Raw genomic sequence first — 14,532 nt, 5'->3', positions numbered from 1 at the left:
CTCCACTCTCTGTAACCAATATGGATATATATAAAATAGAAATCGAAAACTACCGACTATTGAAGAATTTCTCGATAGACATTGAAAATGAACTATCATTGGTTATCGGGAAAAACAATACAGGAAAGACCTCTCTTTTATCCGTTCTTGATAAATTTCTAAATGAAAAGAACGCTTTTTCCTATGATGACCTTAATATTGATTTTAAAGACGAACTGGAATCACTTATTAAATCTCCTGATATTCCCGAAGAACTTCCTCCAAAAGGAATTAAGATTAAAATTTACATACAATACGATGAAAAAGATGATTTATCTAATGTGAGTAGAGTCCTGATGGATTTAGATCCGGAAAATAATAAAATTGTATTGGGTTTTGAATATACTTTAAATCATATTGATTTTCTAAGGATTAGAAGAGATTATGAATCTTTTGAGGAAAAAGAAAAGGCTAGAGTAGCTGAAAAAAAGAAAACTTCTCCGAGAGGTTTAAAAGATTTTTTAAAACAGGAAATTAACGGGTATTTCAATATTCAAAAGAAGTCTTTCGGTTATAACACTATTACGAATAGCGTAAATGAAGATCACCAAATAGACCTTTTAGAAGAAAAAATACGAATAAATGATATAATTAATTTCAAGTATATCAGTGCGAGAAGGGATGTAACAAATACCGAAAAAGAAAATACCCTATCTAGACAAACTTCTAGCCTTTATAACAAGCAGGAAAATAACAGTGATAAGACTGAAGCAACAGAAGATTTTAAGGATCAGCTTTCTGAAACTGATGTTAAATTGAGCGGCATTTACCAAGGATTATTTCAAGATGTTATCAAAAAGGTTCAGGAATTTGGAGGCATAAAAATTAACGACACCGAGATATCCATTATTTCTAGTTTGCAGCATAGAAATCTACTTGAAGGAAATACTACTGTAGTTTATGCACAGGAAGACCATAAACTTCCGGAGCACTACAACGGGTTAGGCTATATGAACCTAATAAGTATGATTTTTGAAATAGAAATTCTAGTACAGGAATTTAAAAGAAATAAAGACACGAAACCAGCTGATATTAATTTACTAGTTATTGAAGAACCTGAGGCGCACACCCATCCACAAATGCAGTATATCTTTATTAAAAATATCAAGCAATTATTAGCGGATGGAATTAAAAGAGACGACGGGATAAATCGACCCCTTCAATATATCATAACAACCCATTCCTCTCATATTGTTGCAGACAGCGATTTTAGTGATATAAAATATCTTAAATCATTAGCCAAGAATGACGTAACTGCCAAAAATCTTTCTGATTTAGGGCAGCAGTATGATGCTGATCCAAAACAATATAAGTTCTTAAGGCAATATTTAACGATAAGTCGAGCGGAAATTTTTTTTGCTGATAAAGCTGTTTTAATTGAGGGAGATACTGAAAGAATTTTGATTCCCACTTTTATGCGGAAAGTCGATTTAGAAGAAAAAGAACGTCTGCAATCAGAGGGTAAAGAAGATACTTTTCTTCCACTACTATCACAGAATATATCTGTTATAGAAGTTGGAGCCTATTCTCAAATTTTCGAAAAGTTCATTGAATTCTTAGGAATTAAATCATTAATACTTACAGATATTGATTCTATAGATGATAATGATGTTGCTTGTCCCGTTGTTGAAGGAAAAAAAACAAGTAATTCGGCACTTAAGCATTTTTTAAAAGATGTTAACTGGGATAAGTTGAAGGCATTACCAATTAGCAATAGAACAATCACAGTTGGAAGTTCTACACTATGTGTATGTTACCAGCAGGAAGAAGAGTCTTATCACGCCAGAAGCTTTGAAGATGCCTTTATTCATCTGAATAGAGAATTTGTCAAAGAAAACAAGTCTACTTTTCAGGGAGTAAAGAATCATTCCAATTTCGATGATGATAAAAAAAGTTCATATCAATTAGCAGAGTCTTGTATAAAAAAGAAAACTCACTTTGCTTTAGATATTTTATACCACAGTGATGAAAATTTTAGTAATTGGAAAATTCCAGCATACATTAAAGATGGTCTACTATGGCTGAAGGAAGACTGAATTTAGAGCCTGAAGTACAGGAAATCTTCAAGACCATTGGTGAAGGTAGAAACTTTCTCTTAAGCGGTGGTGCAGGAAGTGGCAAGACCTATTCACTCGTAAGTGTGATCCGCCAGGTAATAGCCGAAAATCCAACTGCTCAAGTGGCTTGTATGACATATACCAATGCCGCAGTCAAGGAGATCGAAGAAAGAGTAAACCACAAAAATCTAAGCGTTTCTACTATTCACGACTTCTTATGGGACAATATAAAACATTTCCAAAAAGAACTTAAAGAGGCTATTATATCTCTAGCAAATAGAGAAGATATTACAAAAATTTCGATCGATGACGCCAAACCTGTTCCTGAAAACTATTTCGACTCCCTAATTGACGGAATACAATACAAAGAATTTTTAAGATTGCGGGAAGGAATAATTTCACACGACGAACTACTTATAGTTGCTAATTATGTTTTTGGGAAATATCCGAAACTTAGTAGTATCGTAAAGGATAAATACAAGTTTATTTTTATTGATGAGTATCAAGATACCAATCAGGCGGTTGTGGATATCTTTCTTACTCACTTCAAAAAAAGCGAGAGAAAAAATATTATTGGCTTCTTTGGTGATGCTATGCAGACTATTTACCCTGATGGAATCGGCAATTTAGATCTGTACAAGGGAGATGAAGAAAATAAAGTAAAAGAAATAACAAAAAAACAGAACAGAAGAAACCCTCAGCTTATAATAAATCTGGCGAATAAACTTCGGACCGACGGTATTACGCAAGAGCCTTCTACGGATCCTACTGCTCCAAATATGGTTAATGGAGTAGTGAAACACGGCACATTATTGTTTGTACATTCTAAGGATGACGACATTAGAAGCGTTGAGAAATTCCTAGAGGTTAACTATGGATGGAATTTCAAAAATTCAACAGCCACAAAAGAACTTAATCTAACGCACAATTTAATAGCAGATAAGGCCAATTTCAGGACCTTAATGGATATATATGATCGAGATCTAATATTAAGTTTTAGGGATAGAATTAAAAAGTACATTAAAGATAAAAATGTATTCAACAATTTTTCGGAAAAGACATTCGGAGAAGTTGTTCAATTTTTACAGAAAGATAAAAGTGGTAAGGAATTGACCGCCGTTAGCCCCACTAAGGCCATGCAAACTTTCATTGACAGTAATATAGAATTGTACAATTATGCATCATCCTTGAGATATTCTGATTTTTCTAAAATGTACATCTCAAAGGACCAGATGCTTGACGACAAAAAACAAGATCAAGAAGACCGAAATAAAAAAGGTTCCAAAAGAGACAATTTGATTAAGCACCTTTTTAAAATTCAAAATAATATTTCACTCTACAATAGGAAGAAATACAATGATTTTTTAAGAGCGACTGATTATCGTTTCCAAATGACGAGTATTGCAAAGAAAAAGGAGTTAAAAGAAAATATTGAAGGTCTAATAAATGTTGGAAATAAAACGATTGAAGATGTAATCAACGATGCCAATGAAAAAGGTATCGCATTAATAGATGACCGGCTTACGGCTTTTAAAAAGAAGAACTCGTACTTATACAACCGTGTTAAGGATGTCAGATTTAGTGAATTTCAAAATCTGTACGCCTATTTGGAAGGCCAAACACCATTTTCAACCCAGCATAAAACAAAAGGTACTGAATTTGACAATGTTTTAGTTATACTTGACAATGGAGGCTGGAATAACTACAACTTTGAAAAGATGTTCCTGGGAACAGCTTCCCCCACTGTTTTAGATAGAACTCAGAAAATTTTCTATGTCTGTTGCACGCGCGCAAAAGAAAACTTAGCAGTGTTTTATTACAATCCAGACGAGAAGGTTATAAAAAAGGCTCAAGAATGGTTCGGTGAAAACGTGATTAAAATTGATTAAAACTGCTCTCAACTAAAATGAGATGGTTCAAGGGCAAGAAAATCAAGTCCAAAAAATACAATTTTTGGAGGAAAGATTTTATTCCAGAATCACCTATAGGATTTAACTTTTTTACCTCCAAAGTTTTGATGAAACTCTAACTATGTTTTGGGGAAGTAAAAAAATGTATTGTTAAAATAGATACATGAAAACCTCTTTGAAGTTAACCTTTTATAGATAGTCAAAAAATGATATTTTAGAAGAGAAGCCTATTATTGCTCTTATATGAACCGCTGTTAAAAGCTGGTTTTTATTATTGCAATCAATTATCTCTTTCTTTCATTGTTTTTCTTACTTCATCATATCTAAATGTTATATGATGTTTTTCGACATTTAATATGGTATTATTTTTCTCATCAATTTTTCCATAAACAAAAGCATACAATCCGTAATCTGGTTTAATATTATCTTCTTGAAAATCTATAAAAGCTTTTTTAAATAATTCATTATACTTGTTTTTTAGCTTTGATAAAAGCGTTCTACTCATACTATTTTTATTAACTTTTATTGAATAATTTTCATATTGTCCAGATATTTCATCTTTCTTTTGAAATCCTAATAAAGTTAAATAAACACTTTCGTTATACTTGTCAAAAGCATCTTGATTTTTATTTGATAGCATTATCCTGCCGTAAAATATTCTTTCATTGTGTAGTTGCGATGAATGGGTATTCTGTTTGATTTTTTTGAAAAAATATTGATATTCAATTCTATTTCCCTTTATTTCTATTTCGACATCTCTGTTGTAAGGAAAACCAAGATACCAGTCTACAATTCTATCTATACTTTGAACTTTATTTCTTCTATCAAACTTAATGTTTTCACTATCAAATTCATATAATCTTGCTATTTCTCCACGGCCCGTTATTCCTTCATCAATATTATCATTCTTTTCTATATGAGCTTCATTTTCATCATATTCAAACTTTTCTTTAATGTGAAAAACTGAAGGATAACCAATTTTATTAATTTGAATATTTGTTAATTTTTGATCTTTTCCTTTTTGATACAGATCATTTAAAACAGCATATTCACAATTATCAATGTGTTCTTGATTTCGATACTTTTTAAAATGAGGTCTTCTTTTGCTACTTTTCTTTATACAAGCCGGGGCCATTCTAATCGAACATTTGTTATCTACACATACAAATACAAGCTCTTTATAATTAGGAAATAACTTGGGTAATTCTTCTGCTAATACTATTTCATCAGTATTTTTAATTCTAGCTTTATTCATTATAATACAATATTATATAATCTTAAAGTTTCCAGTTAAGAAAATTTACAGGTAACCTCCAGTATAAACCAAACCACACACTATTATAGGGATTATAAGCACAAGTTATTTTGTTGTCTTTTGTTAAAAGTTGCTTATAATCCTTTTTTATAATGTGAGAGTAAGACTCATACAAATTATTTATGAACCCACTCCTTTTTGGAGCATTTATTAACCATGTTCTTTTAAAAAATTTTTATATTCTTTTCACTTGATCCAATGTTTTTCCTTCTTTACTTCTCCAGGAAGTCCAGCCATTGGACGTTCTTCCTTTAACTGTTGAAGCAGCTGCACTTGGTGAACTGAATATGTAATCTTCCTGAAATACTAAATAGTTATCTTCTTCTTTAAGCACAGATTGGTCCACTAACTTTTTTCTCAAGCTTTTTACCCATCCGGGTGCGCGTAGTGTTTCTTCCAACAAACATTTCCCACCCTTAAATACTACATAGCCATCATCCACCAATTCCCCTTGGGCAAAGGTTTCCTTACCTTGACAGGTAAAGACTTCGTTCTCCGATTCTGCTTTACGTTTTTCCTCAAAAAGCGGATATCCCAAAGTAGCCAACAATATTTTTGCGGCTTCAAAATTGTCAAGCAAATCATACTCCCTGCTCTCTGTAATAGAAGTCTTTCTTGAACCTGTATCATTGTCAAGTTCATATCTTCCCACTTGTTTAGCTACAGCAATGCAATGATGTTCTAAATATTTTCCATCTGTTTTGGTGTATTCATTTGTCTTTGTTGTAAGAACAATGCAATGAGTCCAGAAATCTTTATTCCTATTATGTGAAAGGATTCGATCATAGCAACATTCACCTTCTCCTATGTAAACTATGGGTTTTGCTATATCCTCTTTAGTTCCAAATAGGAAGTATACACCAGTGTAATTCACGAACTCTCTTTTTGATACTTCGGCAAGTTTATTTCGAGGAAAGAGAACAGCCTTCACCAGTCCTTTTGTTATTTCTGCTTCTCGAATACTGGTCGGTGAACCATCGGGTAAAAATATCTGTATAGTTTGAGGTCTTTGCATTTTTTGAAAATGAGGTTATAAGGACTTGTAACAAGAATAGCAGACAGGTTTTATCATTGTTGAATAATTATCTTTGCCACATTTATGGCAATTGTATTCCTCATAATCTGGATTTTCAAATTGAGACCATGTTTGAAAGCAACTTCCACAATATGGACGATCAGTATCAAATGGAATTGAATCACCACATCTTATGCAGTGACCAAAATTCGATTTTGACTGGAAGAAGGATTGGGTTCTTTTAAAGGAAAAATTTTGGTTCTTTTTTTCACTCCCCTTGCTGCCTTTACGTGTTCCATTGAGTGGTTTCAACTGTGCTGCATTCATAATCGAAATGGATTCCCTTACTGCCTCCTCATACAACTCCCCATCGTCTCTCTTGGTTAAACATATACCCATTTCCCGATTATTCTCTTCCGAAAAACTATACATATTCATAGAAGTTATTACCAGCTCTGATTCATTGTAAAAACATTTTGCATGTAAATTTTCCAGAAAATATAGATTTAACTTCTTTAACTGAGACAACTGATCTGCTTCACTAGCTTTTAAATCGTTTTTCCCATAAATGATGGTAATATTTACCTTGTGTAATTCCGCTTCCTTGAGCCGTTCTAAAAATGTGGGGGAAAGTTGCAAAAAAGGAGAAACGAGAACTACCTCGCGTTTAGCATTACGAATTATATTTTCTATTTTATAAGAGACTCCTTTAGTGGTTAAAAATTCTGCCATTACTATTTTTATTATTAATAAAAAATTCTTGTAAAACTAATGTTCTTATTGAAATGGCGGTAGGGACGCTCAGCATAAGGTTTTATAAGTAGTAAATATAGAAATTTCTTATAGAAATGTTAATTGAAAGACACTTTAGAACAGAATGATTTTAATATTCTCGGTGAGAAGGTGAGGGAAGGATAGACACGTACCTTATATTTCATACAATCAAACATTGCGACATTTCATGAAAGTCGTTTCAACTTCGAAAAAATATGTTAAATTAGGTCCCAACTGTTTTTAACCATTCCCGTGTATGTCCATACCATCAAATATTTCAAGAGAACATCTTTTAAAAGCCATTGATAAAATTGACGCTGAAGGTCTGCCGCCTAGGGGTGACTCTCAATATTATGATGTAGACCATGACAATAGAAAATATCCTCCAAAATTGGTCATCTCCTACGCCAATCTCTTTGCGAACGGCAGCGAACTGGACAGGAACAACTTTACCGGCGGACTGGGTACACCTGCATTTGAACTTCTGAAAAAAGAGGGTTTTAAAATAGTAGACAAAGAAGAAAATAGTCTCAAGAAAAATAAGGAAGAGAGCTTTTATCCGGAACTGATAAAATTTCTAGAGCAGGCAAAAACTGACAATCTCAAATCCAAACATTTTACAAGATCGTATCAAGGTTTAAAAGTTAAGGTTAGTTTTGGTCAAGGGAACCAGGCCATCATTCCTTGGATTTCCTTCTTAAAGAAGCCGCATACCACAAGTAAGGGGATTTATCCTGTCTATCTTTATTATAAAAACATTGAAACTCTCTTTCTTGCTTATGGGATAAGCGAGACCAATACTCCTCCAGCGAAATGGAACCTTCAACACCCGAAGACCATTAATGAATACTTCGAGGAGAATAATATTGAAAAACTAAAGAAGTATGGGAATTCTTTTGTCTTTCAGGTTTATGACGTAGAAAATCTACCAGCCCCTGAAAAGATTGACGAGGACCTTGCGGAAATAATAAAACAGTATAAAACCGATACATCGGCAACTAATGTGCCTCCTGAATCTAAGGAGAAACAAGAAAAACCAGCTTATGATTTATTTAAAACAAATGTCTCCGAACCTTCAAAAATCAAACAGGAGCCGATGAATCTCGACTCCTTCAGACAGGCTCTTTATGATGCTGGATTAATCTATTCCAACAAACTGGTCACTCGATTCGTCTCCTCTCTGCTTACAAAACCTTTTGTAATCCTTACCGGATTATCAGGTTCCGGAAAAACTAAACTGGCGCAGGCATTTACCCAATGGATTTGCCAAAATGAACAGCAATACTGTATAGTTCCTGTAGGTGCCGACTGGACCAACAGAGAGCCCCTTTTAGGCTATCCAAACGCGCTGAAGCCTGAGGAGTATGTGAAACCGGATAACGGCGTCCTGGATCTTATAATGCAAGCAAATGAAGAACCGGAGCTTCCCTTCTTCCTAATCCTGGATGAAATGAACTTAAGTCACGTGGAGCGGTATTTTGCAGACTTCCTAAGCGTGATGGAATCTAAAGGTGAGATTCCCTTATTCGCAGAGGGTACGGTCAACAATGGGGTGCCGGCAAATCTGAAACTACCTTCTAATCTGTTCATAATAGGAACCGTAAATATTGATGAGACCACAAATATGTTCAGCCCAAAGGTACTTGACCGTGCTAACACTATTGAGTTCAGAGTTACTAAAGATGAGATTGCCGGATTCCTGAACAGTAACAGAGATATTAACATGTCTGCTCTAACCGCAAGGGGAACCTCTATGGCTGAAAATTTCTTGGAGATGTCAGAAAACAGAATTTTTGAAAATCAAGATCTCACAGAAATCAATAAAACATTAGTTGACTTTTTTGAACAGCTCAAAAAGACAGGTGCAGAATTTGGGTACAGAAGTGCAACAGAAATTCTACGGTTGATTAATCAACTCACAATTTTAGACAATACACTTAACAAAAATGATAAGTTAGACATTGCCATAATGCAAAAGCTACTTCCTAAACTCCATGGTTCGCGAAGGAAATTGGGGCCTGTACTAGTGACCCTTGGAGAATTTTGTGTAACCGATCAAATCAAAAACATCGAAAAGGATGTATATCAAAAAGATGGATTTGATTTTGAAGACTCGGTAACAGTGAAGTTTCCTTTATCTCTGGAGAAGATTGCGCGAATGCACAAAGGAGCTATCGATAATGGCTTTGCCAGTTTTGCCGAGGCATAAGCATGGTTAAAGACGGATCCATAACAATAGAACTAAATAGTATAAGGGAAGGCTTATGTCTGTTCATCGACGAACGTCGAACTGGAAGCCTCTATGAACTGGAAGACGCCGCTGAACATAATGAAGCGCGATTTCAGCTCGTGGAAGGCTGTTTTTATGACTACACCTTCAGTGAGAAAGAGTTCTACTTTTTAAAGGACAATCAGCAGATAGTCCAGCCTCATTCCAGAAACAAACATACCGGCACCCTCTCGCCGAATATTTACGTAGGCACCCTTTCTTTGCCTTTTTACCACGAGAGCAAGGAGGTGGGAACTATTGAGCTCGAAATCCAGTCCATCAAAGCGGGTTATCGTGATGATTATCGAGATATGTTGGAGCTGATCACTGAGAAATGTACAGATCTACTCATGCAGGCGAATGCTCCTGTATCTCACCATTTTGAAACCGATTACACCAAGGACAGTCAGACCTTATATCAAAAGTTCGCATTCATTAGTTCCATAATAGGGACCGATGAATTTGCAGAATCTGTACACCGCATTGCTTCAGCACCTGTTACCACCTGGAAGGAAACAAATGAGAGCAGAGATGTTCGGCAGGCAAGGCGCTTCTCAAATGCAAACCTTCGAGAGATAATAAAGGGAAGCAATCGCACAGCACTTCCACAAAATCACCACCTAAGATCATATAGTCTTGATTCTTTGCCCGGGAAAATCTCCTTTCTACGAAAAACTGATTCGGTAGATACACCGGAAAACAGGTTTATCAAACATGCACTGCAAGTCTTTCTGAAGTTCTGCACCGATATCAAAAAAGCCTCTAACCCGGGAACTAAACTTTTCAAAGAATCAGATAATCTAATCAAGGAATTAGAATCTTATTTACATCATAATATATTCCATGAAATTTCACGTCCTGTATCTCTCGGAATAAACAGTCCGGTGCTCCAGAGAAAAGAAGGTTATCGTGAGATTCTAAGGGTATGGTTAATGTTTGATCTTGCTGCAAAACTGATATGGACCGGCGGAGACGACATTTATAAAGGGGGAAAGAAGGACATCGCTGTACTCTATGAATATTGGCTATTCTTTAGCCTCTTAGATCTTTTTCAGACGATATTCGATATTGAACCAAAGGAAGTTTCTGAATTGATAAAGGAAACAGAAGATGGTTTAAACCTTCAAATAAAGCAGGGGAAGCGTACTGCCTTAAGCGGAGTCTATAATACCGGCTCAAGAAAAATGAACATTCGATTCTGTTACAACCGATCTTTTAGTGGGAAAAAAGAATATCCCAGGTCAGGTAGCTGGACAACCACCATGCGCCCAGATTACACGCTGTCATTCTGGCCTCAAGGAATAATCGAAGCTGAAGCTGAAAAACAAGAACTCATCGTCCATGTTCATTTCGATGCCAAATACAAAATTGCAAACCTGGCAGAACTTCTAAAAGAAGAAGATCAGGAAGATGAATTGGATGAGGAAAAAACCCGGAATAGAAAGGGAATCTATAAAAACGCCGATTTGATAAAAATGCACGCCTATAAAGACGCAATTCGCAGGACAGGTGGGGCTTATGTTCTATATCCCGGGGAAACATCCGTTGTTGCAAGCGGCTTTCATGAAATCATTCCGGGACTAGGTGCTTTCCCGGTGCGTCCTTCCAAATCGAATAGCGGAATTGGGGATTTAAAGGCATTTATTCTTGAAGTTATAGAACATTTCATCAACCGTGCCTCGCAGAGAGAGAAAATGGCATATAAAGTCTATGAAATCCATAAGAAGAAGCCGAACGAATTAAAAGAAGCCTTACCGGAAACAGTGGGAGAAAACCGGAACTTGATTCCGGATGACACACATGTATTAGTGGCCTTCTATAAAAAACAAAATTGGGACTGGATTATCAAAAGCGGACTGTATAATGCCAGAGCAAACAACAATCGCGGCTCTCTTCGTTTAGGTCTCGGAGAAGCCGGTGCAAAATATCTCTTGCTGCATTCAGAGAAAGAGACTGTAACCAACCAACTATTTAAAATAATCGAGACAGGGCCCAGAGTCTTCTCGAAACAAACATTGATTGACAAAGGATATCCTTCCACTCCATCACAAGAATATTATTTGGTTTATAAAGTGAAACAGGTTAAGGAAAAGGAGTTTTTGAATCAGTCATGGGATATTGCAAAGCTCGAGGGCTATAGGCAAGGCAGAGGATCGGCATTGCCCTTTTCAGTGACCTTAACCGAATTAATGAACGCTGTTAACCAATAGAGTTTAGAGAGCCTGGGTATGGAGAAAGTATAGGTGTTCTTTAGTTACTATTATATCCTAAGGGACGGGTCAAAAGTGTGTTTTTCCAACAAAATTCAATTTTAATAATATTCTCATCGTCAATTGTAGATTTAATGATTTAGGCAGGAAAACCTACTAAAAAATATTCGCGAATATTAAAAAAAAATCAAAATCGGAAAAGTACCACATTAATAGTCCGGGTCTGTAAATTAAACTCTGTCCGATCTTTCAATTTCTCTGGGATCAACTTCTGGAGTTCATTTTTCTTATTGGGGATAAAATTTCCAGGTTTATGCTAGTAGCGGAGTTAAGCAAACGAATTAGCGAATAAATAGTATATCCAAGGGAAGTCAAAAAGGTTTTAGGAGCGGTTCTCTGCAGTTTCCCGTTTCAGTGAGTTATTTCATGTTATTCTTCTCAAATTCTAATTTATATGACTTTAATTGATTTTCGATTTTGTCGTTTTCCGGAAATAATATTTCATTCGGCATAGGTTGGAAGTATTTATCCCAGAACTTCCCATTAGTATTGTCAAGCTTAAACTTCGCAACCATTCTATTTGATAGGTCATCACCAACTGTTTTAGTTTCAGAAAATGGAAATTTTCCAACTAAATAACCTTCCTGATATCTTGGTCTAATAGCTTCTACTGATACAATATTTTGAAGTTTAAGTAGTATAATCCCGAGATCTGTGAAATATGAAATACTCTGGTTTGGGAACGGAAGACCAAAAACGTATAAATAACCACAATTTTCTTTTTGTAAGGCAAATGTCGCAGCTACTCTTAAAGACTGTGTAATATCAATTAAAGGTGTAGAAGAAATTTCATAATGTTGGAATAAAGACATATAATATTCATCTGGCAGTCGCGTTTTTCTTTTCCTATTTATGAAATTAATTAAATCGTATAATTTTTTATAACGTTCTTTAATTGCTTTTTTTCTAATGGAATATTTTAAAGTTCCATCGGACTTCTTTTCTGGACGACATATAGCAGGATAAATAATTGATTTCTTTTTCCGGTCACTATAAATAATTGCCTGGTTGTTTAAATAATCTTTTGATTGACCACGATAAAACATTTCGAAAGCTTTATTATTTATGGTTACAACAGCTACCTCATCTATCAATTCTTTGAATGAATCGACCTTGTAACCTTCACTAGCCCTAATCCTATTTACTGAAGCGCCGAATCTATTCCATTCTTTTTCAGTTTTGCCTTTGAAACCATTTTTGAAAGGGTCGCTATTGAATGTATAAACATCCTTCTGATAGTGGGAAAATAATTCTCCTTCTATTTTCTTCATTGAATCATTTCTAAACGCACCGATTACTAACAATTTCCGTAGTAGGAACGTGCCTTTGTTCGCCTAAATCAGGTTTGTTGGTCACAATTAATTATTTTCCATTTAAGGGTGCCGGCTATTGGCGGTGAAAAATTGTTAGGCGCCGTTAACCATAAACTTACTTTTTATCGTGAGCATGATATCAGTATTAACTTGCGCTATCAAATCTTCTCTGCTTGTAAAAGGCTTATATAAAACTTTATCCATTATTTGTAATTTGAATTTTTTTAGTTTTTTCCAATCATCCAACATTGATTCAAAATCTTCAGATTCAAATGAGGCTGATGGAGGAGTTGAATAAAAGTAGGTCATTCCTAAAGGTTTATTTTTAATCTGATTATCAAGAGTTTGAAATAATTCTTCAGCTGTTCCTGAAGGAGCTCGTCTTTCCCCAGTTTTAGTATCTTTTGTTGGAGTGCCTAATTTGTGCTTAAAAATCGCAACTACAATATCAGCTTTTTGAATTAAATCCCTATTTATAACATCTTGTGCGTATCCATTTTGTGAAGGCAAATCTTCCCAACCATTTACACAAAGTCGATAAGTAGTTAATTCTTCATGACCATCTAAACGAAATTTCCTTTCCAATTTATTTAATAGATACTCTCTTTCATCCACAACATCGCCTGGAGAAGCAATAACAATATTTATTATTCCATCTTCTTTAGGTTTTCTCTTGACTGGACTATCGATCTGTTGTTCCTCATCCTTTTCTAGGATACTTTTATTCCATTTTGATGACTTGGATAAAATGGACGTGAAATTTTCTAGTTCATATAATATCTTTTGCTCTTCGTCTGAAAGCTTCCTTTTTTGTAATTCATCTAGGCAATCCTTACAAAAAGATGCTTGCCTCATAGCCTTGTCTACACCCCTTTTGTCTCCCAAGAAGTCATAAATACAGCCTGTGTTATCTTCATGTCTATGGGTTGTATTTTCCAGCATTCTGGCTAAATAAAAAATGATAAAAAATAAAATACCATTTTCAATTGGAAGATTTGTCAAAGACTTCCATTTAAATAAAGATAACAGTACTAAATTTTCATATCCTTCAAAAAAGTAATTATTGATATATGGAATATCAGTAATTACAAAATTTAAAAAATCTTCTTTTTCTTCATCTGATAGTTGTTTATATAATGTAGATTGTGTTGATGGAGATACTATAAAACCATCTTCTATATCTATATTATTTATGAAGATTTCAAATTCTATATAGTTTGCATTATTATTTAATAACCTTTTTAAATGTTCGGTTTCAGTTTCAATATTTTTATCAATTATCAAATTAATTTTCATGAATTCTGTTGGTTATTTACGTCTAACGGTCTCATTCTTGCCTGTTGGAGGCGCAAGGCTACCGCATTTGTCGGCTTAATATTTGTTTATTGATTAAGTTAAATTTTCTTTCTATCGGTACCGTCTATTGGCAATTAACCGTTGGTGGCTGTAGTACTTATGGATTGTATTTTCTAAATTGTTTTGTGTAACCATTATTTTCTCCAATAGTAATACTATTTGAACTAAACCTAAAGGTAGCTTCAAGAAACCTTTCGATCACTATTCACTACCT

9 protein-coding genes are annotated in these 14,532 nt (G+C 34.7%); 4 read left to right on the top strand and 5 right to left on the bottom strand.

Going from position 1 to position 14,532, the window contains the following annotated elements; genetic code table 11:
* Positions 1-20: 20 nt before the first annotated feature.
* A complete protein-coding gene (locus VS868_RS14270) occupies positions 21-2,075 on the top strand; it encodes an ATP-dependent endonuclease (protein ID WP_345598438.1) in 2,055 nt (684 codons plus the stop codon).
* Positions 2,057-3,985: a UvrD-helicase domain-containing protein gene (locus VS868_RS14265; protein WP_345598437.1), complete on the top strand. Its 1,929-nt coding sequence runs from the start codon at positions 2,057-2,059 to the stop codon at positions 3,983-3,985. The genes VS868_RS14270 and VS868_RS14265 overlap by 19 nt, the downstream gene beginning before the upstream one ends.
* Before the next feature lie 301 nt (positions 3,986-4,286).
* Here VS868_RS14265 and VS868_RS14260 read toward each other — a convergent pair whose 3' ends face one another.
* The 3 genes from VS868_RS14260 to VS868_RS14250 form a co-directional block, all read right to left on the bottom strand.
* The gene (locus tag VS868_RS14260) at positions 4,287-5,261 is read right to left on the bottom strand and encodes a hypothetical protein (protein WP_345598436.1); all 975 of its coding nucleotides are present in this window, start codon (positions 5,259-5,261) and stop codon (positions 4,287-4,289) included.
* Between the two features lie 235 nt (positions 5,262-5,496).
* Positions 5,497-6,336 (bottom strand): GIY-YIG nuclease family protein, encoded by an 840-nt coding sequence (locus VS868_RS14255; RefSeq protein ID WP_345598435.1) that lies wholly within the window; start codon positions 6,334-6,336, stop codon positions 5,497-5,499.
* 15 nt (positions 6,337-6,351) lie between these two features.
* Positions 6,352-7,068 (bottom strand): phospholipase D family protein, encoded by a 717-nt coding sequence (locus tag VS868_RS14250; RefSeq protein WP_345598434.1) that lies wholly within the window; start codon positions 7,066-7,068, stop codon positions 6,352-6,354.
* 298 nt (positions 7,069-7,366) lie between these two features.
* On the opposite strand from VS868_RS14250, the gene VS868_RS14245 reads away from it, so the two are divergent.
* Together VS868_RS14245 and VS868_RS14240 are read left to right on the top strand one after the other, a co-directional pair.
* Positions 7,367-9,319, top strand: coding sequence for a DUF3578 domain-containing protein (locus VS868_RS14245; protein ID WP_345598433.1), 1,953 nt, complete (start codon positions 7,367-7,369; stop codon positions 9,317-9,319).
* A gap of 2 nt (positions 9,320-9,321) precedes the next feature.
* Positions 9,322-11,589, top strand: a complete 2,268-nt coding sequence (locus VS868_RS14240; protein ID WP_345598432.1) for a DUF2357 domain-containing protein — start codon at positions 9,322-9,324, stop codon at positions 11,587-11,589.
* A gap of 419 nt (positions 11,590-12,008) precedes the next feature.
* Here VS868_RS14240 and VS868_RS14235 read toward each other — a convergent pair whose 3' ends face one another.
* Together VS868_RS14235 and VS868_RS14230 are read right to left on the bottom strand one after the other, a co-directional pair.
* A complete protein-coding gene (locus VS868_RS14235) occupies positions 12,009-12,920 on the bottom strand; it encodes an FRG domain-containing protein (protein ID WP_345598431.1) in 912 nt (303 codons plus the stop codon).
* A 135-nt stretch (positions 12,921-13,055) separates the two neighbouring features.
* Complete coding sequence (locus VS868_RS14230; RefSeq protein ID WP_345598430.1) at positions 13,056-14,258, bottom strand: hypothetical protein; 1,203 nt, start codon at positions 14,256-14,258, stop codon at positions 13,056-13,058.
* Positions 14,259-14,532: the final 274 nt, after the last annotated feature.

The sequence above is a fragment of the Salinimicrobium sp. 3283s genome, assembly GCF_039602225.1.
Taxonomy (GTDB): Bacteria; Bacteroidota; Bacteroidia; order Flavobacteriales; family Flavobacteriaceae; genus Salinimicrobium; species Salinimicrobium profundisediminis.
Note: the sequence above shows the minus strand (reverse complement) of the source record. Positions and strands in the feature narration are given on the sequence as shown.

Bases quoted from the DNA above. Each gene is read 5' to 3' on its own strand.
- VS868_RS14270 (WP_345598438.1), top strand. From the start codon at position 21: ATGGATATATATAAAATAGAAATCGAAAACTACCGACTATTGAAGAAT.
- VS868_RS14255 (WP_345598435.1), bottom strand. From the start codon at position 6,336: ATGCAAAGACCTCAAACTATACAGATATTTTTACCCGATGGTTCACCG.
- VS868_RS14230 (WP_345598430.1), bottom strand. From the start codon at position 14,258: ATGAAAATTAATTTGATAATTGATAAAAATATTGAAACTGAAACCGAA.
- VS868_RS14265 (WP_345598437.1), top strand. From the start codon at position 2,057: ATGGCTGAAGGAAGACTGAATTTAGAGCCTGAAGTACAGGAAATCTTC.
- VS868_RS14260 (WP_345598436.1), bottom strand. From the start codon at position 5,261: ATGAATAAAGCTAGAATTAAAAATACTGATGAAATAGTATTAGCAGAA.
- VS868_RS14250 (WP_345598434.1), bottom strand. From the start codon at position 7,068: ATGGCAGAATTTTTAACCACTAAAGGAGTCTCTTATAAAATAGAAAAT.
- VS868_RS14235 (WP_345598431.1), bottom strand. From the start codon at position 12,920: ATGAAGAAAATAGAAGGAGAATTATTTTCCCACTATCAGAAGGATGTT.
- VS868_RS14240 (WP_345598432.1), top strand. From the start codon at position 9,322: ATGGTTAAAGACGGATCCATAACAATAGAACTAAATAGTATAAGGGAA.
- VS868_RS14245 (WP_345598433.1), top strand. From the start codon at position 7,367: ATGTCCATACCATCAAATATTTCAAGAGAACATCTTTTAAAAGCCATT.